The 21,984-nt window shown below is 39.5% G+C and carries 20 protein-coding genes, 11 tRNA genes, 1 rRNA gene and 1 pseudogene; 3 read left to right on the top strand and 30 right to left on the bottom strand.

What is annotated here, in order from left to right:
- Nucleotides 1–103 precede the first annotated feature (103 nt).
- The 5 genes from MHB53_RS19980 to MHB53_RS19960 all read right to left on the bottom strand — a co-directional run bounded on the left by MHB53_RS19980 (nt 104) and on the right by MHB53_RS19960 (nt 3,044).
- A 16S ribosomal RNA gene (locus tag MHB53_RS19980) occupies nt 104–1,655 on the bottom strand.
- A gap of 145 nt (nt 1,656–1,800) precedes the next feature.
- Nucleotides 1,801–1,874: transfer RNA gene (locus MHB53_RS19975), tRNA-Gly, on the bottom strand.
- Nucleotides 1,875–1,895: 21 nt separating this feature from the next.
- Nucleotides 1,896–1,972: transfer RNA gene (locus tag MHB53_RS19970), tRNA-Pro, on the bottom strand.
- Between the two features lie 7 nt (nt 1,973–1,979).
- Nucleotides 1,980–2,056: transfer RNA gene (locus MHB53_RS19965), tRNA-Arg, on the bottom strand.
- Nucleotides 2,057–2,468: 412 nt separating this feature from the next.
- Entirely contained in the window at nt 2,469–3,044 is a 576-nt protein-coding gene (locus MHB53_RS19960; protein WP_340921721.1) for a DUF6241 domain-containing protein, read from the bottom strand.
- A gap of 442 nt (nt 3,045–3,486) precedes the next feature.
- Here MHB53_RS19960 and MHB53_RS19955 point away from each other — a divergent pair.
- A pseudogene (locus MHB53_RS19955) lies at nt 3,487–5,062 on the top strand (IS1182 family transposase).
- A 107-nt stretch (nt 5,063–5,169) separates the two neighbouring features.
- Here MHB53_RS19955 and MHB53_RS19950 read toward each other — a convergent pair.
- The 9 genes from MHB53_RS19950 to MHB53_RS19910 form a co-directional block, all read right to left on the bottom strand.
- A tRNA-Leu gene (locus tag MHB53_RS19950) sits at nt 5,170–5,252 on the bottom strand.
- A 106-nt stretch (nt 5,253–5,358) separates the two neighbouring features.
- A tRNA-Lys gene (locus tag MHB53_RS19945) sits at nt 5,359–5,431 on the bottom strand.
- 1 nt (nt 5,432) lies between these two features.
- Nucleotides 5,433–5,507 (bottom strand) — tRNA-Gln (locus MHB53_RS19940).
- A gap of 41 nt (nt 5,508–5,548) precedes the next feature.
- Nucleotides 5,549–5,624 (bottom strand) — tRNA-Asp (locus tag MHB53_RS19935).
- 35 nt (nt 5,625–5,659) lie between these two features.
- Nucleotides 5,660–5,733: transfer RNA gene (locus MHB53_RS19930), tRNA-Met, on the bottom strand.
- 14 nt (nt 5,734–5,747) lie between these two features.
- Nucleotides 5,748–5,822 (bottom strand) — tRNA-Glu (locus MHB53_RS19925).
- Nucleotides 5,823–5,838: 16 nt separating this feature from the next.
- A tRNA-Ser gene (locus MHB53_RS19920) sits at nt 5,839–5,929 on the bottom strand.
- 146 nt (nt 5,930–6,075) lie between these two features.
- Nucleotides 6,076–6,147 (bottom strand) — tRNA-Asn (locus tag MHB53_RS19915).
- Nucleotides 6,148–6,229: 82 nt separating this feature from the next.
- Complete coding sequence (locus MHB53_RS19910) at nt 6,230–6,685, bottom strand: SprT family protein (protein WP_340921719.1); 456 nt, start codon at nt 6,683–6,685, stop codon at nt 6,230–6,232.
- Nucleotides 6,686–6,777: 92 nt separating this feature from the next.
- Between MHB53_RS19910 and cmpA the strand changes: the two genes are divergently transcribed.
- Nucleotides 6,778–6,888, top strand: coding sequence for a cortex morphogenetic protein CmpA (cmpA, locus tag MHB53_RS19905; protein WP_340921717.1), 111 nt, complete (start codon nt 6,778–6,780; stop codon nt 6,886–6,888).
- Between the two features lie 73 nt (nt 6,889–6,961).
- Here cmpA and MHB53_RS19900 read toward each other — a convergent pair whose 3' ends face one another.
- The 14 genes from MHB53_RS19900 to acpS form a co-directional block, all read right to left on the bottom strand.
- Nucleotides 6,962–9,139 carry a Tex family protein gene (locus MHB53_RS19900; protein ID WP_340921715.1) on the bottom strand — a complete coding sequence of 726 codons (2,178 nt, stop codon included), beginning with the start codon at nt 9,137–9,139 and terminating at the stop codon, nt 6,962–6,964.
- Between the two features lie 72 nt (nt 9,140–9,211).
- Nucleotides 9,212–9,808, bottom strand: coding sequence for a PP2C family serine/threonine-protein phosphatase (locus tag MHB53_RS19895; protein WP_340921714.1), 597 nt, complete (start codon nt 9,806–9,808; stop codon nt 9,212–9,214).
- Entirely contained in the window at nt 9,805–10,599 is a 795-nt protein-coding gene (gene sigB / locus MHB53_RS19890; protein WP_340921712.1) for an RNA polymerase sigma factor SigB, read from the bottom strand. The genes MHB53_RS19895 and sigB overlap by 4 nt, the downstream gene beginning before the upstream one ends.
- Nucleotides 10,577–11,050: an anti-sigma B factor RsbW gene (gene rsbW / locus MHB53_RS19885; RefSeq protein ID WP_340921710.1), complete on the bottom strand. Its 474-nt coding sequence runs from the start codon at nt 11,048–11,050 to the stop codon at nt 10,577–10,579. Before rsbW ends, sigB begins: the two co-directional genes overlap by 23 nt.
- The gene (locus tag MHB53_RS19880) at nt 11,050–11,379 is read right to left on the bottom strand and encodes an STAS domain-containing protein (protein ID WP_340921708.1); all 330 of its coding nucleotides are present in this window, start codon (nt 11,377–11,379) and stop codon (nt 11,050–11,052) included. Before MHB53_RS19880 ends, rsbW begins: the two co-directional genes overlap by 1 nt.
- Nucleotides 11,380–11,451: 72 nt before the next feature.
- Nucleotides 11,452–12,459 (bottom strand): PP2C family protein-serine/threonine phosphatase, encoded by a 1,008-nt coding sequence (locus MHB53_RS19875; RefSeq protein ID WP_340921705.1) that lies wholly within the window; start codon nt 12,457–12,459, stop codon nt 11,452–11,454.
- A 14-nt stretch (nt 12,460–12,473) separates the two neighbouring features.
- Nucleotides 12,474–12,875 (bottom strand): anti-sigma regulatory factor, encoded by a 402-nt coding sequence (locus MHB53_RS19870; RefSeq protein WP_340921702.1) that lies wholly within the window; start codon nt 12,873–12,875, stop codon nt 12,474–12,476.
- 3 nt (nt 12,876–12,878) lie between these two features.
- The gene (locus MHB53_RS19865; RefSeq protein ID WP_340924869.1) at nt 12,879–13,235 is read right to left on the bottom strand and encodes an STAS domain-containing protein; all 357 of its coding nucleotides are present in this window, start codon (nt 13,233–13,235) and stop codon (nt 12,879–12,881) included.
- Nucleotides 13,236–13,237: 2 nt separating this feature from the next.
- A complete protein-coding gene (locus MHB53_RS19860) occupies nt 13,238–14,071 on the bottom strand; it encodes an STAS domain-containing protein (RefSeq protein ID WP_340921699.1) in 834 nt (277 codons plus the stop codon).
- Nucleotides 14,072–14,202: 131 nt separating this feature from the next.
- Nucleotides 14,203–14,553 (bottom strand): type II toxin-antitoxin system PemK/MazF family toxin, encoded by a 351-nt coding sequence (locus tag MHB53_RS19855; protein ID WP_340921696.1) that lies wholly within the window; start codon nt 14,551–14,553, stop codon nt 14,203–14,205.
- Between the two features lie 4 nt (nt 14,554–14,557).
- Entirely contained in the window at nt 14,558–14,839 is a 282-nt protein-coding gene (locus MHB53_RS19850) for an antitoxin endoai (RefSeq protein WP_340921693.1), read from the bottom strand.
- 212 nt (nt 14,840–15,051) lie between these two features.
- Nucleotides 15,052–16,185 carry an alanine racemase gene (gene alr, locus MHB53_RS19845; RefSeq protein WP_340921690.1) on the bottom strand — a complete coding sequence of 378 codons (1,134 nt, stop codon included), beginning with the start codon at nt 16,183–16,185 and terminating at the stop codon, nt 15,052–15,054.
- Nucleotides 16,186–17,095: 910 nt separating this feature from the next.
- On the bottom strand, nt 17,096–18,112 hold the full coding sequence (locus MHB53_RS19840) for a LolA family protein (RefSeq protein ID WP_340921686.1): 1,017 nt from the start codon (nt 18,110–18,112) through the stop codon (nt 17,096–17,098).
- Nucleotides 18,113–18,482: 370 nt separating this feature from the next.
- Nucleotides 18,483–18,839: a holo-ACP synthase gene (acpS, locus tag MHB53_RS19835; RefSeq protein ID WP_340921683.1), complete on the bottom strand. Its 357-nt coding sequence runs from the start codon at nt 18,837–18,839 to the stop codon at nt 18,483–18,485.
- Between the two features lie 123 nt (nt 18,840–18,962).
- On the opposite strand from acpS, the gene MHB53_RS19830 reads away from it, so the two are divergent.
- Nucleotides 18,963–19,577: a rhomboid family intramembrane serine protease gene (locus MHB53_RS19830; RefSeq protein WP_340921681.1), complete on the top strand. Its 615-nt coding sequence runs from the start codon at nt 18,963–18,965 to the stop codon at nt 19,575–19,577.
- A gap of 82 nt (nt 19,578–19,659) precedes the next feature.
- On the opposite strand, the gene MHB53_RS19825 is transcribed toward MHB53_RS19830, so the two are convergent.
- Both MHB53_RS19825 and MHB53_RS19820 read right to left on the bottom strand, forming a co-directional pair.
- On the bottom strand, nt 19,660–21,144 hold the full coding sequence (locus MHB53_RS19825; protein ID WP_340921678.1) for a PH domain-containing protein: 1,485 nt from the start codon (nt 21,142–21,144) through the stop codon (nt 19,660–19,662).
- Nucleotides 21,134–21,616, bottom strand: coding sequence for a PH domain-containing protein (locus MHB53_RS19820; RefSeq protein WP_340921675.1), 483 nt, complete (start codon nt 21,614–21,616; stop codon nt 21,134–21,136). The genes MHB53_RS19825 and MHB53_RS19820 overlap by 11 nt, the downstream gene beginning before the upstream one ends.
- Nucleotides 21,617–21,984: the final 368 nt, after the last annotated feature.

Below are 21,984 nucleotides of genomic sequence, written 5' to 3'. Positions count from 1 at the left end.
ATCTGGTTTTCAAAGAACGAATAATAAGAGAGTTTAACCTCTCAAAACTGAACGAAACAAAAACGTCTGTTTATGTTGGCACCGCGGCCAACAGTTTCCTTAGAAAGGAGGTGATCCAGCCGCACCTTCCGATACGGCTACCTTGTTACGACTTCACCCCAATCATCTGTCCCACCTTCGGCGGCTGGCTCCCGTAAGGGTTACCCCACCGACTTCGGGTGTTACAAACTCTCGTGGTGTGACGGGCGGTGTGTACAAGGCCCGGGAACGTATTCACCGTGGCATGCTGATCCACGATTACTAGCGATTCCGGCTTCATGCAGGCGAGTTGCAGCCTGCAATCCGAACTGAGAATGGTTTTATGGGATTAGCTAAACCTCGCGGTCTTGCAACCCTTTGTACCATCCATTGTAGCACGTGTGTAGCCCAGGTCATAAGGGGCATGATGATTTGACGTCATCCCCACCTTCCTCCGGTTTGTCACCGGCAGTCACCTTAGAGTGCCCAACTGAATGCTGGCAACTAAGATTAAGGGTTGCGCTCGTTGCGGGACTTAACCCAACATCTCACGACACGAGCTGACGACAACCATGCACCACCTGTCACTCTGTCCCCCGAAGGGGAAATCCCTATCTCTAGGGTGGTCAGAGGATGTCAAGACCTGGTAAGGTTCTTCGCGTTGCTTCGAATTAAACCACATGCTCCACCGCTTGTGCGGGCCCCCGTCAATTCCTTTGAGTTTCAGCCTTGCGGCCGTACTCCCCAGGCGGAGTGCTTAATGCGTTAACTGCAGCACTAAAGGGCGGAAACCCTCTAACACTTAGCACTCATCGTTTACGGCGTGGACTACCAGGGTATCTAATCCTGTTTGCTCCCCACGCTTTCGCGCCTCAGCGTCAGTTACAGACCAAAGAGCCGCCTTCGCCACTGGTGTTCCTCCACATCTCTACGCATTTCACCGCTACACGTGGAATTCCGCTCTTCTCTTCTGCACTCAAGTCCCCCAGTTTCCAATGACCTTCCACGGTTGAGCCGTGGGCTTTCACATCAGACTTAAAGGACCGCCTGCGCGCGCTTTACGCCCAATAATTCCGGACAACGCTTGCCACCTACGTATTACCGCGGCTGCTGGCACGTAGTTAGCCGTGGCTTTCTGGTCAGGTACCGTCAAGGTACCGGCAGTTACTCCGATACTTGTTCTTCCCTGACAACAGAGTTTTACGATCCGAAAACCTTCATCACTCACGCGGCGTTGCTCCGTCAGACTTTCGTCCATTGCGGAAGATTCCCTACTGCTGCCTCCCGTAGGAGTCTGGGCCGTGTCTCAGTCCCAGTGTGGCCGATCACCCTCTCAGGTCGGCTACGCATCGTTGCCTTGGTGAGCCGTTATCTCACCAACTAGCTAATGCGCCGCGGGCCCATCTGTAAGTGATAGCCGAAGCCATCTTTTAACCTTCCTCCATGAGAAGAAAGAAATTATCCGGTATTAGCTCCGGTTTCCCGAAGTTATCCCAGTCTTACAGGCAGGTTGCCCACGTGTTACTCACCCGTCCGCCGCTAACTTCCGGGAGCAAGCTCCCTTCCATTCGCTCGACTTGCATGTATTAGGCACGCCGCCAGCGTTCGTCCTGAGCCAGGATCAAACTCTCGTTAAAGTGTTTGTAGCTCATTTGCTGGTCTTACATGTATTACTTTTTGACGTTTTGTTTCGTTCAGTTTTCAAAGATCAAATTCATCTGCTTGTCCTAACAGCAACTTTTATATCATAACATGTCGAAAAGTTCCTGTCAACACTTTTTTTGGAGCGGGTGAAGGGAATCGAACCCTCATCATCAGCTTGGAAGGCTGAGGTTTTACCACTAAACTACACCCGCAATATAATATGTTGTGATACATGGTCGGGAAGACAGGATTTGAACCTGCGACCCCTTGGTCCCAAACCAAGTGCTCTACCAAGCTGAGCTACTTCCCGTTTTAAATGGCGCGCCCGGCAGAAGTCGAATCCACAACCTTCTGATCCGTAGTCAGACGCTCTATCCAATTGAGCTACGGGCGCTTTATAATGGTAGGTAATATATAATTAACCATAGATTATTCTCATTCGCTATCAATTAACAGCGACTAGACCTATATTAAACTATCATAAGAGATCTGTCAACATCATTTCTCGACTTTTTTAAAAAACCCTGGCTAAAACTGATATAATACGAACCTTCCTCATTAAATGATATAGTTGAATAACACATGAATATGGTAATCCGATATGATTTTGCTCGCACTGTTCATTCGTTATAGTTACGAGCATATCAAGGGACGTTTTTTCACTTACTTCAAATACAACATCCACACATAAGAATTTATGTTCATTCCACACAATTCTCAAGTAGCTCTTCGAATTTATAAACCCTTCCTTAAATCTAAAAATAAAGGTTTCCCTAAAGCTATTAGAGTTAGGAAGGCTTAGTTTTTTATTGAATATCAACTTCCGTTACGAACTTTTCTCCAAAGTTAATAATAATGAATTCTTTTTCTTCCGTTTCATCCATTATTCCAAAAGCTTTACCAAGTGTACCACCCTGAATTCCCCAAAAAAAGTTATGGTCATCGTCAACTTTACTAAAGTCTCCTTCTTTCCACCTAGTTACAATTTCCATTAACGCCAATTTTTCTTCAAAATCACTCTGACTTACAATATCATAGATACCTTCGATGCTGCTCTTGATCATTGGCACAGCACCCCATTTATCCTCAGCTTTAATTTTTTGATGAGTCATTTTATGCATCACATCAAGAACTTGATCTTGACTCGAGTTAACATTCACGTCAAGTTCTACCTCAATGCCGCCAATTTTTTTAGACTGATCTGTTTCAACTTCACTTACTTCTTCAACAATCGCTTTTCCTTCTAGCGTATCCACCTTTTCTTTACCTTGTTTTATTTCCTGTTTTATCTCTTCTTTTGGTGTATCTAGAATAGAATAAGTTCCAATTGAAATTACAGCAAAACCGATAACTATTATTAATACAATGGATACCTTTTTCATATATTGTTAAATCCCTCCCACATTATATAAATTTGATTATAAACAATAGCTGTAGAAAGGTACACAAGACATCCTTTTATTTTGCTTACCTTTTTATAAGGACAGCATCCCTTCAGGCTCTAAAACAGAAAACCCCTTTCTTCATTTACCGCTCATTCATAATCTGTCCTATTTGCCTTATATACAATTTTTCAATGTGCTCTGGCCAATTCTGTTCTTCCTATTCCCACTCAATAGAAGCTCCCGCTATTTTCCAAAAAAAAACCTAGTAGGAAAAACAAAAAAAGAGGCTGGGACAAAACCTACCTCTGAAACGAAAAAGCCGGAGAAATTTTACGATGAGTAAAATTTCTCCGGCTTTAATTATTTTTTTAATAAAAAAAGGCCTACTTCTGATAAAATTAAGTTACCACACTAAATCCAATCAGAAAGTAGGATCCTTATGTTTAAAAATTATAACATGAATCAATTAGTTTTACCTTTAGATTTAGAAGTAAATTTGCAAAATAACGATATTGCCTTCCACATTCACTGTTTAGTTGAAAGCATCCCGCAGGAAGCCTTTGAACCATTTCTTCGAAATGAGGGATGTCCTGCCTATCACCCCCGCATGATGCTTAAAATCATCTTATGTGGCTACACTCAATCTGTATTTTCGGGTCGTAAAATTGAAGCACTTTTAAAAGACAGTATTCGCATGGTGTGGCTCGTACAAGGATACGAACCGAGCTATCGTACAATTAATCGCTTTCGTGTGCAACCTGAAGTTAAAGAATTAATTCGTCAATGCTTTGTACAATTTCGCTGTCAGTTAGTCCAAGAAAAGCTTATTGACCAAGAAGCAATTTTTATTGATGGTACAAAAATTGAAGCGAATGCGAATAAATTTACATTTGTCTGGAAAAAATCAATTGAGAAATATCATCAGGGATTAATTGAAAAATCAACTCTACAATGAGCTACTTGAGAAAGAGATTTTACCCGAAATTGAGCGTGAAAGCGAAGAAGAATTAACCCTTGAGGAACTCGCCCGCATAGTTCAAAAAGCAGACGATGTCATTAACGACTATGACAAAAAGATTGAAGCATCTTCAGACAATACAGAAAGAAAAACGTTAAGGAGTGAACGGAAGTTCCCAAAACAGGTCCGCAAACAGTTACTGGATTACATCGTTCGTAAACAGAAATATGAACGACATTTTGAAATCTTTGGCACGCGTAATAGTTATTCGAAAACAGATCATGATGCGACGTTCATGCGTATGAAAGATGATTATATGAAAAATGGTCAATTGAAACCTGGTTATAATGTACAAATTTCGACCGAAGGTCAATATACACTTGCCTATAGTTTATTTTCGAATCCAACAGACACACGTACATTAATTCCATTCCTAGATGAAATCGAGCAACATTATCTTCCATTACCGAAGTACATTGTCGCGGACGCAGGATATGGTAGTGAACAAAATTATGATGATATTCTTTCAAATCGTAAACGAGAAGCGTTAATTACGTATAACATGTATTTGAAAGAACAAAATAAAAAATATAAACAAAACGAATTCAATTCAGTTAACTGGCTTTACGATGAAGAGAAAGATACCTATACTTGCCCTAATCAACAGCGCGTTGTCTTTAAATATCATTCTGTTCGTACAGATAAGTCAGGTTTCGAGCGAGAATTTAAAATCTATGAGTGTGAAGACTGTTCAGATTGCCCATTCCGTTCATTATGTACGAAAGCAAAAGAAGGAAATCATCGAAAGATAATGGTGAACAAGAAATGGGAACAACAAAAAGAATATGTGAGAGCGAAGCTTTCAGAAGAAAAAACGAATTCTATTTACCGTCGACGCAAAATCGATGTAGAACCAGTTTTTGGATTCTTGAAGGCTAATTTGTGTTTCACTCGATTTTCAGTTCGCGGAAAATCGAAGGTCGAAAATGAAATGGGCCTAGCATTAATGGCCGTGAATTTACGAAAATTCACGGTCAACACATTGGTTCGAACATAAATAACAAACGATAAAAGAGAAAGGTGAAATTGAGCGCGCTCAATTTCACCTTTCTCACTATTTGGAAGCTAGTTATGTCCCAGCTTCCTTAGTTTGATTAGTTATGATGCGGCCGAGAGGACTTGAACCTCCACAGGGTTTCCCCCACTAGGCCCTCAACCTAGCGCGTCTGCCATTCCGCCACGACCGCTTTGTAAAAGAATAAGTTAAATCATATCAAGATACTATTATCTTGTCAATAACATTTTAACTTCCTTTATAGAGGATATTCAACACGCATTTAAGTTAATTAATGATGAGCCATGCAGGATTCGAACCTGCGACCCTCTGATTAAAAGTCAGATGCTCTACCAACTGAGCTAATGGCTCATGGCTGGGCTAGCTGGATTCGAACCAACGAATGACGGAGTCAAAGTCCGTTGCCTTACCGCTTGGCTATAGCCCACTCATGAAATTAAAATCACTATATTTATTAGTATGTAAAAATGGCGGTCCCGACGGGAATCGAACCCGCGATCTCCTGCGTGACAGGCAGGCATGTTAACCGCTACACCACGGGACCAGACAATTCAAGATTAAATCTTGAAAGATTAATGATTGCGGGGGCAGGATTTGAACCTGCGACCTTCGGGTTATGAGCCCGACGAGCTACCGAACTGCTCCACCCCGCGATAATGAAATAAATTGGTGACCCCTACGGGATTCGAACCCGTGATACCGCCGTGAAAGGGCGGTGTCTTAACCGCTTGACCAAGGGGCCAATATAAAAATTTATATGGCGGAGAAGGAGGGATTTGAACCCTCGCGCCACTTACGCGACCTATGCCCTTAGCAGGGGCACCTCTTCAGCCTCTTGAGTACTTCCCCATAAAAATAAGAAAATATATAAAATTTATAAAATTTATAAAATTTATATACAGTTTTGTCTTTCTTGTCTAGCCCACATCGACTAGCAATCCACGTCTAGGTCTAGTTTCATGCGCTAAACGGGCGCTTTGCGCTTTTCCATATAACTCCGCAGGTAGGATTCGAACCTACGACCGATCGGTTAACAGCCGATAGCTCTACCACTGAGCTACTGCGGAATAATGACTCTTCTGATTATAGTTATCAATCACTAAACTGTCAAGAGATATTTGTCTTTTTCTTATTTTTTTAGAATCATTGCTACATCTTTTCTTTAAGCTTCCCTCTACATCTTCCACAAACATACCGATCTGTATTTATTCTCCTCTTACGTTCAAATATAAATCTGCAATTTGTACACTCATAAATGCGGGGCACATACATTTTTCTTTTTATTTCTTCTGCTAACGGAGTGCAATGTCTCGGTGCTCCCACCTTTTTTAGTAGTGTTCGAAAATCGTTATCTCTATGTTTATAACCTCTACCTTCAATATGAAGATGGTAGTGACATAATTCATGTTTAATAATACCTTCCATTTCTTTTAATCCATGTTCCTCATAATACTTTCTATTAATTTCTATGTCATGCGAAGAAAGCATGTAACGACCACCCGTCGTTCGTAGACGAGGATTAAAGTATGCAGCGTGTTTGAAGGTTTTGTTGAAAAGTTTTATAGAAATACTTTCAGTTAACAGCTGTAATTGCTCGTTCGTCATCGAAGATATCCTCCAGAAAATTTTTCAGAACATGACAACCTATTTTACCATACATTAAAATGAACAAATACTTTTACTAGGGGGTCCTTTGTATGCCTGCCTGGTTTCAAAATCAAATAAAGAAAGCATTTATGCAAAAAGATCGTCATCAAGTCCAATTACTTAATCAATGTTGGTTCTTTTACAGAAAAAAACACCGCTAACTTGAGCAGTGTATAGCTTGTAGAATTGCGTGTTACTATCTCTACAAGCTCTATTATGGTATGAACTTCCATTCTAATTAGTTGTTTTTAGCATCGTTAGTGATAGACGTCCCTTTTGCACATCCACTTTTTCTACCCACACAGTTACAACGTCACCGAGAGACACGACATCAAGTGGATGTTTGACAAATCGATTACTCAATTTTGATATGTGGACTAAACCATCTTCCTTCACACCCACATCAACAAATGCACCAAAGTCAACAACATTCCGGACTGTTCCTTGTAGTTCCATTCCCGGCAGTAAATCATTCAATTTTAGCAAGTCTTTTTTAAGAAGTGGCTTTGGCTGCTCATCCCTAAGATCTCTTCCAGGCTTCATTAAGGCATCTATGATATCCGTTAATGTTAATACCCCAAGATCCAATTCTGCAGCTAATTCATCTACATTTATTCCCCTGAGCGCTTCTATTAACGCCTCTGTTCCAAGATCCGACGTGGAAAATCCTAGTTTCGTCAATAGACGTTGTACCTCTCCATAACTTTCAGGATGGATTGGGGTTAAATCTAGCGGTTCTTCCCCATCAAAAATTCGCATGAATCCGATGGCTTGTTCATATGTTTTTGCACCAAGACGTGGAATCTTTTTTAATTGCTTCCGATTGGCAAACTTTCCAGTCTCCTCACGTTGCTTGACGATATTATTAGCAACCGTCTTGCTAAGTCCTGATACATATTGAAGTAAGGATGATGAGGCAGTGTTTACATTTACCCCTACTTGGTTAACCGCGGTTTCTACAACAAACGAAAGAGAATCATTTAATTTTTTTTGTGTAACATCATGCTGGTATTGGCCCACGCCTACTGATTTAGGGTCAATTTTCACTAATTCAGCAAGTGGATCTTGCAATCTTCTTGCGATGGAAACCGCACTCCTTTCCTCTACTTGCAAATGAGGAAATTCTTCTCTTGCAAGGTCGGATGCAGAATAAACACTCGCCCCCGCTTCATTTACGATGAGGTACGCAAGGTCTGTTTGAAGTTCTTTTAACACATCAACGGTAAATTGTTCTGATTCTTGAGAGGCAGTCCCATTACCAATCGCAATAATTTCAACATGATATTTCCTAATGATATTCATCATTTTATCTTTCGCTTCCGCTTGTTTTGCCTTTGGTGGATGCGGAAAAATAACATCTATCTCAAGTACTTTCCCCGTTTCATCCACTACCGCAAGCTTACAACCAGTTCGATACGCTGGATCTAATCCAAGAACAACTTTCCCTTTTAATGGCGGTTGAAGTAAAAGGTTTCTTAAATTCTCGGAAAAGATATGTATTGCTTGATTTTCTGCCTTTTCCGTCAACTCGTTTCTAAGTTCCCTTTCAATAGCAGGTTCAATTAACCTTTTATAACCGTCTTCTATCGCCTCAACTACAATTGGCGCAGCATTTGCATGTTCTTTTTTGATAAAATATTTATTTATGTACTGCAATACCTTTCGGTTATCTAATTTTAATGATACACGTAAAATATCTTCTTTTTCACCGCGGTTTAATGCTAGTATACGATGTGGAACGATTTTCTTGATTGGTTCTTCATATTCATAATACATTTCAAAAATGCTTTTATCGTCTTTTTCCGCATCCTTAACGAGCGAAGCAATTTTACCAGATTGGAATGTTTCCTTTCGCACCCATTGACGTATATTTGGATCATCTGAAATCTGTTCTGCAATAATATCTTGCGCGCCTTTAATAGCGTCCTCTGCCGATAGCACTTCCTTCTCAGCTGAAACATATCGCTTGGCCTCTGATTCGACAGAACTTTCATCAGATAAGCTTAGTAGCCATTCAGCCAAAGGCTCCAGACCTTTTTCTTTAGCTACCGTAGCTTTTGTACGTCTTTTCTGCTTATATGGACGATACAAATCTTCTACAATTTGCAATTTCTTTGCTTTGACTATCTCTTGTTGTAATTCCTCTGTCAGTTTGCCTTGTTCCTCAATTAAACGAATGACATCAATCTTTCGCTGCTCAAGGTTTTGTAAATACTGCCAATTATCCAATATTGATTTAATTTGAACCTCATCGAGAGCACCTGTCATTTCTTTACGATAGCGCGCAATGAACGGAACTGTATTACCTTCTTCAAGTAATTCAATCACGCTTTGCACCTGTTTTTTTGCTAATTTCAATTCATCAGATAGTTGCTTAATAAGCAAATCATCCTGTTGTTCTATTTGAATCATGAGCTTCCCTCATTTCCCAGTATCATTATTCCATTTTAACATATTAACCACACAACAAAAAAGCCCACCAAATCAGAGCAGGCTTCCTACGATAAATGTCATATCATCTGTTGCATTCACTTGTTTTACTTTCAGTTGTTCAGTCAGCGAAGCAACAGGAAGGCCGCTACCTAACAATGCTCTCGTATTTACATTCATAAACCCGTCAGAATGAATAAGAAATTTAGATTTTGATTCATATGGGAATTTTTGTGTACGAAACTTTTGAGGTCTGCCCGAAAGATACCCTGTTACAGGCATCGGGTAAGTCAATTTTCCAGATGGTGAATACACATAAAAACGAATATTGCCTACACAACTGTATTCAAACTGCTTAAGAGCATAATCAACCTTAAAGATTGCTACTGCTGCACCGCGTTTTCGCCGCGTTTCCATGTTGCTATAGGCCATTAGCGTATCAACATTTTCATCAGGATTTGACTGAACAACTGAAGTAACAGCGTAAGATGATTCATAAGCATACTTTCCGCTACCAAGGCCATCAGCAACGACACAAAGAAAATGCTCATCCGTTGCTTTCATATAAAAGCTATCTCCACAAAAAGTATTATCATCCTTGGAAGTTTGAAAACCATGCGCTTCAACAAAGTTATTCTCAATATGAATCATGAAGAAGCGCTCTCCGCATTTAGAGAATCCGTCTGAATAGCTTCTCGCAACTTTTTAATTGCACGTCGTTGCAAACGAGATACATGCATTTGTGAAATACCTAGCATTTCCCCCGCCTCTTTCTGGCTCATATTTTCCAAATAAGTATATTGGATTATGTTTTTCTCTCTCTCTGATAGAACGTGTAAAACCTTGTCCAAGACAAGACGCTGATTCACCTTTTCATAGCCTGTGTCTACATTTCCTACAATATCAAGTAGAGTAACAGTACTGCCATCAGAATCTGCTTCAATTGAATGATCGACAGATAAGGCTTGATAACTTTTTCCCATCTCCATTGCTTCAAGTATTACTTCTTCCGATTCATCCAAGTAAGAAGCAATCTCATGAATTTGCGGAGATCGTTGTAATTCCCTCGTTAATGTTTCGTTAGCATTTTTAATTTTTGGACCTAGTTCCTTAATTCTACGTGGAACATGGACACTCCATGTTTTATCCCGTAAAAATCGTTTCATTTCACCAATTATAGTCGGAATAGCAAAAGCTTCAAATGATTTCCCAAATGATTCGTCATATCGGCGGATTGCACCAAGAAGCCCAATTATCCCTACTTGGTATATATCCTCATGAAATGATTTTCCTTTTGAATATTTACGGGCAATAGAATCGACCAAATTCTTATAATGTAAAACAAGTTGATTTTGAGCGTCTGCATCTTCATGTTGTTGGTATGCTTTAATCCACTTATTCACATCACTTTTCAAATGATCAGGTTGAGACTGTTTCGACATCCCTCTCCACCTGCTCTCCATCGAGGTATTTTGTCATGAATACAGTTACCCCTTCATTTTGATGAACTTTCACTTCGTCCATCAAGCTCTCAATCAAGTAAAGGCCTAAGCCTCCTTCACGCAAAAATTCTACTCGGGTATTTTCTTGGTAAGGACCCGTTTCTTCAAGCGTCTTTTTTAAATTAAAACTTTTCCCAGAATCTGATACCATTACTTCCAGTCTTTCTACGTACAGGGCAAAACCAACAACTATTTCGCCCCCCTCATTCGCTTTATATGCATGTTGAACTGCATTCGTAACTGCCTCACTAGTAGCGATTTTTAAATCCTCTATTAATTCATAAGTAAATCCCATTCTACTTGCAATTCCGGATAGTGTTAATCGAATTACACCGACATACTCCGCTTTTGCTGGGATTTTCATTTCAACGTAGTCAAAAGCTTCTCTCATTATACTCCACCCTCTACCTCGGTATTAATGTCCATCACATCGGCTAACCCAGTAATCTCGAACAGGCGCTTTAGTCGATCAGTCATTCCTGTAAAATCCAGTTGACCTTCATTCGCTTTTAAAGATTTAAATAATCCTACAAATACACCAAGGCCTGTACTGTCCATATAGGTTACCTCAGATAAATCAACAACCATCCTTATTCCTGGACTTTCTACGGCATTCATTAGCTCTTCTCTTACTTGCGGAGCAGTATATGCATCTATTTCTCCACTAAGCTTCACATATACTTCTTGACCACTTTCTCTCACATCAATTGATAAATTCAATTTTATCCACCCCTTTTAACACTTTTATAGTGCCATTATCATATACCCGGTTGTAAATAACGTTAAACATTTTTATTCCGTTCTTTTTAAAATAATTAACGTAAAATCATCTCGAAGTTCGAAATCCTGGATTCTTTCCAAGTCTTTATAAACATTCGTCACTATATCTTGTGCTGGGAGGTGTATATATTCTTTCATTACATCAATAATATCTTCTCGCTCAAAAAATCCCTCATCCGTACGACATTCACTTACTCCGTCTGAAAAAAGGATGACCATATCTCCTGGCGCAAGTATATTTTCATACTCATTATATGTAGTTTGTTTATCAATACCTAACAATAATCCCTTTCCATTTAAATCTTGAAACTGCTGATTTTCCGAGTCGTAAAAAAAACCTGGTTCATGACCAGCATTCGCATAACGGAATGTACATTCTGATGGATCATAAACCCCGTAGCACATTGTAATAAACATACCCGGTTCTACATTATGTTCTACTTCTCTATTCAAATTTTCAAGAATATCACTTGGAGATTGTCGGTTATTAGGCATATTATCCATTGCATATTTGATCATCGACATGGACAATGCGGCAGGAATACCTTTTCCAATTACATCCGCAATTGCGATAGCAATACAATTTCTTTCATCTTTTACAAAGTGATAATAATCCCCATTCATTTGTCTCGCCGGTACACTTAGCGCGCCAATATCCACGCCATCCATTTGCGGTATCGACGTTTTAAGCAGTGTTTGCTGCATATTCGCCGCTAATCCTATCTCATTTTTTATCGCTAATTGTTCTGTTCGTAAACTTTGATGTTCTCGGTAAGCCAGACCATAGCCAATCATTACTTCTAGTAAAACATCAAAAGAATCTATTAATTTTTCTTGCGTAGCTTCATTTTCAATCATTATCGACTTATGTAAGCTAATAACATCTTCTGGCGAAATATTATGTTCAATTAATTTTCTACTTAATTTTTGCCCCTGATATAGACTTTGTTCATTTTGACTTTTTAAATACCCATTAATAATTTCTCTATATTTCAGTTCAAACAAATCTTTAAACTCCACACAGTCCACTCCTTCTACCGGAGCCACTTAACTGCAGTTATCTCCGTGCCCTCATCCACTTTAGATTGAATATCAAATTCATCCATCAACCGTTTTACCCCTGGTAATCCAGCTCCCAACCCGCCCGATGTTGTATATCCATCTTCCATCACTCTACGTATATCCGCTATTCCCGGGCCTTGATCTTTGGCAATAATCATCAAGCCTATTTTACCGTCCAAATACTCCTTTTTGATGCAAACTTCTCCCCGACCAGCATATAAAAAAATATTACGTGCCAATTCGCTAATCGCTGTTGTAATCCTAGCCTGGTCTACCGTCCTAAATCCGACCTCTTTCGCCACATTTCTACCTAATTGGCGAACAGCTACGATGTCCCATTCATTTAATATTTGTACGCAGGACTGCAGCTCCATCGGCTAACCCCCCAGTTCTTCTTGTAATTTGTCCAAACCGTTTTCTAAATCTAATGCGGTCATGACATCTTCTAGGCGGATGCCTAGTTCAATTAAAGTAATAGCAACTGCAGGTTGAATTCCGGTAACAACAACTTTAGCCCCCATCAACTTAGACATGTCCATTACATCACCGAGTACTTTTGCAATAAAAGAATCGATAAAATCAATAGATGTAATGTCAATGACAACACCTCTTGCGCTAGTCGCATGGATTTTTTGCAAAAGATCCTCTTGAAACTCTAACGCCGTGTGGTCATCAAGTTCCCATTGAATAGACACCAACAAACAATCTTTTAATTTTAAAATCGGTATTCTCATATTCAATGCATACCCTCCAATTTCACGATCTTTCTGTCTGTGAATTCTAATGCTTTCTCAATTCCTTTTCTTAATGTGCTGGTTGTTGTAACTTGATTCAAGTTAATCCCAAGATTGACAATTGTTTGGGCTATTTCTGGCCGAATGCCAACTAACATGCATTTCGCTCCAACAAGTCTAACAGCGTCCGCCGCTTGTATAATATGATGAGCAACCATAGTATCCACTACAGGCACACCCGTTATATCTATAAGCACAACATCTGCACGATGCTTGACGACACCCTCTAATAAGTTTTCCATGATGAGTCTTGCCCTGTCAGTATCAATGGTTCCAACTAACGGCATGACGGAAATTTTTTCAAACACAGGAATTAAAGAAGCGGATAATTCTTGTAAAGCTATTTTTTGCAATGAAACTGTCTTCTCCCAAGTCGCTGAATATCTTTCTACCATTTCATCGTGAATTGGCTCGATCCATTTATTTATGCCCAGTAGCAATTCGTTGTTTTGTTTAGCAGTGTATTCATTTTCATCAATCATCCGCTCATAAACAAGCGTGTTAAGCACTCTCAAACCTTTAGTTATAAATATAAGCGGCCAGCCCAATTGCACAATATCCACAACGAAGCTGTCCATTTTTTTAGTATAGATATCTTTTGTATCTATGACATTAGAGATGGTAATGTTAATGAATGCTTTGCTTGTGTTATAGTACATTTCATTAGAAACTATGTTCCGTTCTCGTTCAATACCATGCTTTTGCATCTCTTTCATCCAGGCTTCAAGTAACTCTTCTTCATGATCCTGCATATAACAAGCAACTTCTTTATTCATTGATCCCACTCCGTTCTACTTTGCTTATAGTAAAAAAGGCTTTCACACCTTTCGCATATCAAAAATTAGCAATATTCACAGAATATCACTTCACTAACATAAAAAAGACGCTGCTAATATAGCAGAGCGCCCTAAAAATCGATGAGTCCAAGACTAATTTGTAAGGCTTCATCTACTTTTGCCATCATTTCCTCATCAAGATGTGTAATCTTGTCTGTTAAACGTTGCTTATCAATTGTTCTTACTTGTTCAAGTAAAAGGACAGAGTCCCTCTCAAAACTATAACGCTTCGAATCAATTTCCACATGAGTAGGCAGTTTTGCTTTTTGTATCTGTGCTGTAATTGCAGCAACAATTACAGTAGGGCTAAATCTGTTCCCAATGTCATTCTGAATTACCAGCACTGGCCGGACGCCGCCTTGCTCTGAACCGACCACTGGAGATAAGTCGGCGAAATACACGTCACCACGCTTTACGGCCAAGGACTTACCCTCCGCTTACAAGCCGTTCGACTGTATTTTCTGCCTCGTACTCCGCTTGGAGAGCTTCAGATGAGATCGCCAAATTAATTTTGGCCATCTCCATATATCCGCGTCTCATAGACTCAATGATTTGGCGTTTTTTTCGTTCGCGAAGATACACCTTAGTGGCACGGTAAATAATTTCATTGCAATTCACATTTTCTTGTTCGGCATAGCCGTCCAATTCCGCGATCAGTTGCTGCGGCAGTCGTATAATAATTTCTGTTGTTGCGCTGGATTCTGACACCAACCACACCTCCACCATTACTACAAGCCAATACTATTATTAATTAAGCTTAATCATACCATCAAACAGCGTTTCTGAAAAGGTAAATTCCACAATACTTCTATATATTGTCCCATGAAATCTATTACTAATACTTTTAATTCTACGTTTATCGCAAAACTCCTGCTATTTTCGCTAAATTAATTATTTTTTTTCGACATAACTGCAAGTTACTATAGAAGATTCCCACCGAGGTAAACACGAGGTACTCGAGGCGTAATCATGCATGTTACTTCATAGTTAATTGTATCAATCTTTTCAGCAATTTCATCTATTGAAATAAATTGTCCTGCCTGTTCACCAATCAATGTCACCTTTGTACCTAAGGGCATATAACGTGGTAGCTTAATCATCGTTTGATCCATACATATTCGCCCGACAATCGGTACCCTTTCTCCTTCTGCAATCACTTCTTGGCCTTGTAACTTCCGGATCCACCCATCTGCATAGCCAATTGGAATCGTGGCGACCCACTCATCAGAAGCTGCCGTATAGACTGCACCATAACCGACACTTTCTCCTGCTCGTAATTGTTTAATATGTGTTATTTTCGATTGTAATGATAATACTTCTTTTCTTTGAAATGGAAAAAGTGATTTCATTTCTTCTGATGGTGAGAGTCCGTAAAGTGCGATTCCGATTCTAACCGCATTAAAGGTGGCATCGGTATGAAAGAGAGCTGCAGCACTATTAGCAGCATGTATATATGCTGGCTTTGATTCTAATGCATTTAAAAGCTCTTTAAAGGTTTTTAATTGTTTTTGATAATAACTAGTATCTAATTGATCTGCAGTCGCAAAATGCGTATAGATTCCTTCAAACACAAATTGATCCGCTGTCAGTAAAATCCGTTCTATTTCACGGATTTCTATTGCTTCCTTTAGACCAATTCTCCCCATGCCAGTATCACATTTTATATGAACACATAGTTGGTCACTAGACGCAATTGTTGCTTGCGCTTCTTTTAACCAAGCTGCTTGAAAAACGGTAAGAGATATATGGTGCTTTGCTGCAATCCCAGCATGACTTGGACTTGTTACACCAAGCACGAGAATCGGTGCAGTAATCCCATTTTCTCTAAGTGCTAATGCTTCATCTAGAAATGCTACGACAAGTCCATGAGCACCTGCTTCTAAAACCGTATGTGCTGTTTGAACATCGCCATGACCATATGCATTCGCTTTAACCGCTGCAAAGACATATGTTTTCTCTGGTAGATGCTCACAAATAGCTGCAGTATTTTCATATAATGATTCTAAATTTATTTCTGCCCATGTATCCCGATAAAAATGCGTAGTCTTACTCAAAGGTGTCACTTCCCCATTCACTTTCAACTATTATTAATTATCAAACCAGCATCGCAATATGTCAATTATTTTAGCGGAAGATGTTATGCACGTCGACGTATACGCAAAAATTAGTTTACCGCGCCCCTCCCTGTCTCTTTTATCGTTTTTCCAAAAGAAGTCTCCCTCTTCAAGCATGTAACGGACCTGTCCGATAAGTAGGAAAATCCTTAAAACGGCATTTTGCTGATTTTTCATCTTGCTCTGACTTTTAAAAAATGTAAGTTGATTCGAGTGCGGGGCGTCCAATTGACCATAGCACTGCTTTTTTCGTTCGGAGGGGCATTCGAATGGCGTCCGATTTACCTTAGCACTGCTTTTTTTGCTCGGAAGGACAATCGAATGACTTCCGATTTACCTTAGCACTGCTTTTTTCGCTAGGAAGGACAATCGAATGGCGTCCGATTTACCTTAGCACTGCTTTTTTTGCTCGGAGGGGCATTCGAATGGCGTCCGATTTACCTTAGCACTGCTTTTTTCGCTGGGAAGGACATTCGAATGGCGTCCGATTTACCTTAGCACTGCTTTTTTCGCTAGGAAGGGCATTCGAATGGCGTCCGATTTACCTTAGCACTGCTTTTTTCGCTCGGAGGGGCATTCGAATGGCGTCCGATTTACCTTAGCACTGCTTTTTTTGCTCGGAGGGGCATTCGAATGGCGTCCGATGACCAGGTCCGGTCGTGCCTTTTTCGCGAGCTGGATAATATCTACGCCTGTGGAGACAATGTAAGACGTATGGGATAACCATTACGCAATGGTCCGGGAAACAGGTAGTTCAAACAACCCGCGATGGTGTTAAGGAGGGGGTTATTCACATCCATTACCTCTCAACAACAAAAAAAGACCCCGCAGCTGCAAGGTCGTAACAATCTTATTTAACACTGCCTTCTTGTACAGATTTGGCTACCGTTATCATTTCTTCAGGAGTTAAATTGGTTGAGGCAAGTAAATAATCCACTCCGTTTTCACTCCAGGAAATAGATTGTTCTGTCATTGCACCAATAGCAAAACCTAGATCTACCATTTCACCATTACTCTCCACTACTTGCATGGATGTAGAAGGGAGTACCGTTGCTTTTTCTTGTACAAGTGTAAATGATTTATCTCCACTATACGTAAGTAATACGCGACTTCCATCTGCAGTGTCCATCCTTTTCTCTTCAAGCTGTGTAGTTCCCGGAATTTCTGCCATCGGGTATTTTACAATAAACTCACTATCATTATTACTAGCGATTACAGGTAATTCTAACTGCGCACTCGTCATATTCTTTTTCGTCTCGAAAGCATTTTTATCAAATTTCGCATTAAAATCTACTTTTGAAAATTGGACAGTTATGACCGCATTATGATCTGTATCCATCACTTTGACACTCACTGGCTCTAAGCTATCTTTCTGAAAAGTAATTTCTTGCGATGGGAGCATCTTATTATTTTGATATCTCGTCTTTGTTTCAAATACATAATGCTCTTTTGTTGCTGTAAATTTTGCTCCCTTGTCTTCCATAATATCCGTTACAAGAGACTCATACAAATAGGCCTGGCTACTATTTTGCGGCCATTCACTTTGGAAACGATAACTCTTGTTCAATGCGGGTGTGAGCACATATACACCACTTTTATTACGAAGAATCATCTGGCTTTGATCCTTCTTTTCATTTTTCAAAAGCACGCGATAGTCTCCTGGTTTATTATGCCAGACATCAATCTCATAAGACTGCGGTTCCTCACCAACGGTCAGCGTCATTTGTGCCGTAGCCTTATACCCTTTTATATCTCCTGCTTTCTTAGTCAACCCCTTCGTCACATCTTCCTGCGATTTCGTCCCGCAGGCGGAAAGCACAACAATGGCAGTGAGCAAAGCCCAAACGAGCCATATCCCCTTTCTCATTCCTTCAACCCCTTCGTTGTCTCATTTAAACATGAAAAGAAGAGAGAAGGGCAGCTACCGCAATTGCCATAATTCATCGTTAATACGCGAGCCGCTCCGCACAATGTCGCAATCACATCGATACCCAACCTTGTCTCTTCTAACGCATTAAAAATATATGAGACAACCACTCGCAATATACCCCTAAAAAAAAGAAAAGCAAAAGATACTTAGCTGCGAGTGAATATGGTTAAGGATTAATCTACTAGCTTTTATGACAGTATCGACATTCGCTCTGTTATATACGAACGACCTGAGGATAAAAAGCACCCAAAAAAATTGCCTATAGTAAAATTTTTGGATCACACACCACCATTTCCATTCAACACCGTCACCTTGATGTTTCAATGATCACTTGAGCTGCTGCATGTGATTTAGTATGTGTAATCGACAGGTGTATTCGGTACCTAGCGGGCTTAACAATGCATGGCTTCCCTTTTTCATCTGACATAATTTCAATATCTTGAAAGGATAACGCTTCGCCAATTCCAGTTCCAGCCGCTTTTGAATACGCCTCTTTCGCAGCAAATCTACCTGATAAAAATTCCGTCTTTCTATTTTCATTTAATGAATCATATACACTAAGCTCAACCTCCGTCAGAATCCTTTCTGCAAATCGCTTTTGTCTCTTTCTTAGCCTATCAATTCTGTCCGTTTCCACAAGATCTAAACCAATTCCAATAATCATCTATTTCAACTCCTTCTAATATGATATATATATCCATATATTTAACTAGATAGTTGTCCAAAGGGGTTTCTTCCTTTAATCTAAGTACAAGCATTAATCTATATATCGAAGGAGGCCTTCATTATGTTCGTTAGAACCGAAAGTTTTGGACAATTTCTAAAGTACTATCCTATCATTTCAATCATTATCGCTATTCAGATTGTATTTTTCCTAATGATGCGTATACCATTCTTCCCTAATAATCTTATATTTGAATCATTTTCCGGGGTGAATGTGTTTATCTTTGAAGGGGAATACTGGCGTTTAATTACGCCCATACTTATGCATGTAGGTTTTTCCCACTTATTTTTCAATTCATTCTCACTTATTCTATTCGGGCCGGCACTGGAGCGTGCACTTGGTAAAATTACTTTTCTAATTGTATATTTCACTTGTGGGCTAGGAGCTAATATCGCGACATTATTTATTCATCCACCATACTACGTTCATATTGGTGCGAGTGGAGCAATTTTCGGGCTATTCGGCGTTTATCTTGCAGTCATCTTATTCAAAAAAGAAGCAATGCCTCAGCAAGGTCGTCAGGTTATTATACCTATCGCAGTCATTAGCGTAATTATGACTTTTTTTCAATCAGGTGTAAATATTACCGGTCATATATTCGGGGTAATTAGCGGTATACTTATCGGCAAACTACTCATTCAGTTGGGAAAAATGGATTTCAACAAAACTTATTCATGATAATTGAAGGGTATGCACTTTAATTAAGAGAGTACCTAGGATTTCTCAGGATAGGCACTAAATAAACTAAACCCGAGATTTTTCACTCACTTATCTCGGGTTCTGCTATATGCTTTGATTGTTCTTTTGGTAAATACCATTCAAAGATTGTTGCTGCATCACATTTTTCTATATGGGTAACACCAGCTCCAGCGTCACCACCGCTCATGACCGCCGCGCTTACTGTGGCAAGGTCTGCCTGATTTTGGAACCAATTCACTGTCACATCCATTGATTGCACCCTGTTTTTCCGCAACAAAACGGTTTGCTGACCTATTACCCTATACCTGAATGCAAGTTGATTACCGGTAATATTCCACCCAGCCGATCTGTACCGACATACGCCTAAAATCCATGCTAACGGGAGCAAAAGTAGTGATAAAGCGCCATATGGCCACAGCCAAATCGATAACCCGGTCACAACAACAGCTGCTTGTATTATATTCAAAAAATAAAAACGTCGTTTCGCCCTTATTGGAGCACGAATAAAATCAACATGAAATGAATAATCTGTAAGCGCATCTTGTAATAAAGTTGCAATGGCCTTTTTCTTAATAACAGGCATGAGCAAACCTTCTGTCTTTTCGTCTAAATTTGATCCTCCTGCATATTCCACTACCACACTCGCATAGCCAAATGGTTGACGTAGTGGGCTTTCTGTAATTCTGATTGCTTGTACTCTACGAATCGGAATCGTTGTTGTCCTTTTTTCCAATAACCCGCGCGTAATGACAAAATCATCTTCGAATTGCTTTAATGTAAAATCATTATATTTTAAATATGCCAATACTACAGATAAAACCCAAGCCATCACAATCCCTATGAACACGAGGGACGCAATAATAAAATAGCCAGCTTGGACTATTCCTTCCAATTCGTTAAATAATTTATCAAATGGAATCAAATCATCAAATTGTGCTGCAAATGCAATGACTGCAGAAATGACCAATCCAGCTTTCCCGGATGTAGATGCAAAAAATAATAATTGTTGTTGCGTTATCTTGTATAAAATTGTTTCCTTTTGGACCTCGTCAATATCTTTTTTTATTACATCACCATTATTTTTCGCTTCAGCAATCATACTTTTAATGGCAGATGCTGCTTCTTTATTAATTGCAGTCATTTCTGCTTCGGCTTTATTATCACTACTACCCGCTGTTTCAACTTTCACTTTTACAAGTCCAAACGGCCTATGTATAATGCTTTCGGAAAAATCCAGACTTTGAATCCTTTCGAATGGGATATAGCGCTTCTTTTTTATAAATAAACCATGTTCAATCCTTAATTCCATATCTTCAATCCTGTATGTATATCTTGACCATTTAATGATGCTTAACACAATGGTGAACAAAACTATCATTCCCAAACCGATCCATGGGCCATAATCCCATAGTATCTTACCTGTTTTTTCATCCCCCTTCGTCGCGATAAAAATCCAAAGAAGCATAGGCAAAATCACTTGCTTTAAAAAGGATAAAAATTCAAATAAAATAGAAATTGGATGGAGTCTTTTCGGATCAGACATCATCTTCAGCCACCCTCGCCAATCTGGAAATAGCATGTCGTAATTCTTCTGCTTCTTTCATATCAACTGCAGGTATTTCATGCTTCGTAGCAGCAGTTGATATCTCAATTGTCGCAAGTTTATACTTGCGCAAAAGCGGTCCTTGAAGTGTATCTACATGCTGAACTCGAACCATCGGCACTAGTGTACGTGTAATGATCCAGATTCCACGTTGCAATTCTATTTCTTGCTCCCTCACTTCATAGCGCCAACGATTCCATCTTAAAGAAGGTATCGTCTTTATTAATAACACGGAAATGATTACAGCTGCAATTGCGGTGATCCCTGGATATAAAAATGACCATTTAAAAATGTAAGATATAATACCATAAGCAATAACTGGAATCCACAATAGTCCTGATGTAATCATTCCTACAATGCGCCAAACTTTTAAACCTTTTTCTGAAATCTGATTTTTCGGTTGTTTCCCATTCATCCGTTTACCTCCGATGTGATGTATATATGATTAAAAATATTAATAAACTCATTCAATTAGTCCATTGAAAAATGAAGTTCAGATTGCTGTTTCGATGAATAGGCAATTCTAATACATAACGCGCGGCTAAAATGGTCTATCTTTGGTCCTTTTATAGCATGCCAATTAGTATGTATACGGATGATCCAATTAAGGGTTTCAACTTTTTGATATAAAAAAAGCAACCGATATGTCCGATTGCTTTTTTACGCATTATGGAAAGTACAATAATACATGATCGCTTACGCTTTTTGAGCGAGCTCTTATAATAAGTGGAAGAACGGCTAAGGTCGTGCCATATCCGTGACATCGTTGTCGTGACCCACTCG

The sequence above is a fragment of the Bacillus sp. FSL K6-3431 genome, from assembly GCF_038002605.1.
Taxonomy (GTDB): domain Bacteria; phylum Bacillota; class Bacilli; order Bacillales; family Bacillaceae_C; genus Lederbergia.
This window is presented reverse-complemented; position numbering and strand designations above follow the sequence as displayed.

What these genes read in the sequence shown, in the direction of transcription:
- MHB53_RS19960 (WP_340921721.1), bottom strand. Translation starts at nt 3,044, where the DNA reads ATGAAAAAGGTATCCATTGTATTAATAATAGTTATCGGTTTTGCTGTA.
- MHB53_RS19910 (WP_340921719.1), bottom strand. Translation starts at nt 6,685, where the DNA reads ATGACGAACGAGCAATTACAGCTGTTAACTGAAAGTATTTCTATAAAA.
- cmpA (WP_340921717.1), top strand. Translation starts at nt 6,778, where the DNA reads ATGCCTGCCTGGTTTCAAAATCAAATAAAGAAAGCATTTATGCAAAAA.
- MHB53_RS19900 (WP_340921715.1), bottom strand. Translation starts at nt 9,139, where the DNA reads ATGATTCAAATAGAACAACAGGATGATTTGCTTATTAAGCAACTATCT.
- MHB53_RS19895 (WP_340921714.1), bottom strand. Translation starts at nt 9,808, where the DNA reads ATGATTCATATTGAGAATAACTTTGTTGAAGCGCATGGTTTTCAAACT.
- sigB (WP_340921712.1), bottom strand. Translation starts at nt 10,599, where the DNA reads ATGTCGAAACAGTCTCAACCTGATCATTTGAAAAGTGATGTGAATAAG.
- rsbW (WP_340921710.1), bottom strand. Translation starts at nt 11,050, where the DNA reads ATGAGAGAAGCTTTTGACTACGTTGAAATGAAAATCCCAGCAAAAGCG.
- MHB53_RS19870 (WP_340921702.1), bottom strand. Translation starts at nt 12,875, where the DNA reads ATGGAGCTGCAGTCCTGCGTACAAATATTAAATGAATGGGACATCGTA.
- MHB53_RS19865 (WP_340924869.1), bottom strand. Translation starts at nt 13,235, where the DNA reads ATGAGAATACCGATTTTAAAATTAAAAGATTGTTTGTTGGTGTCTATT.
- MHB53_RS19860 (WP_340921699.1), bottom strand. Translation starts at nt 14,071, where the DNA reads ATGAATAAAGAAGTTGCTTGTTATATGCAGGATCATGAAGAAGAGTTA.
- MHB53_RS19840 (WP_340921686.1), bottom strand. Translation starts at nt 18,112, where the DNA reads ATGAGAAAGGGGATATGGCTCGTTTGGGCTTTGCTCACTGCCATTGTT.
- acpS (WP_340921683.1), bottom strand. Translation starts at nt 18,839, where the DNA reads ATGATTATTGGAATTGGTTTAGATCTTGTGGAAACGGACAGAATTGAT.
- MHB53_RS19830 (WP_340921681.1), top strand. Translation starts at nt 18,963, where the DNA reads ATGTTCGTTAGAACCGAAAGTTTTGGACAATTTCTAAAGTACTATCCT.
- MHB53_RS19825 (WP_340921678.1), bottom strand. Translation starts at nt 21,144, where the DNA reads ATGATGTCTGATCCGAAAAGACTCCATCCAATTTCTATTTTATTTGAA.
- MHB53_RS19820 (WP_340921675.1), bottom strand. Translation starts at nt 21,616, where the DNA reads ATGAATGGGAAACAACCGAAAAATCAGATTTCAGAAAAAGGTTTAAAA.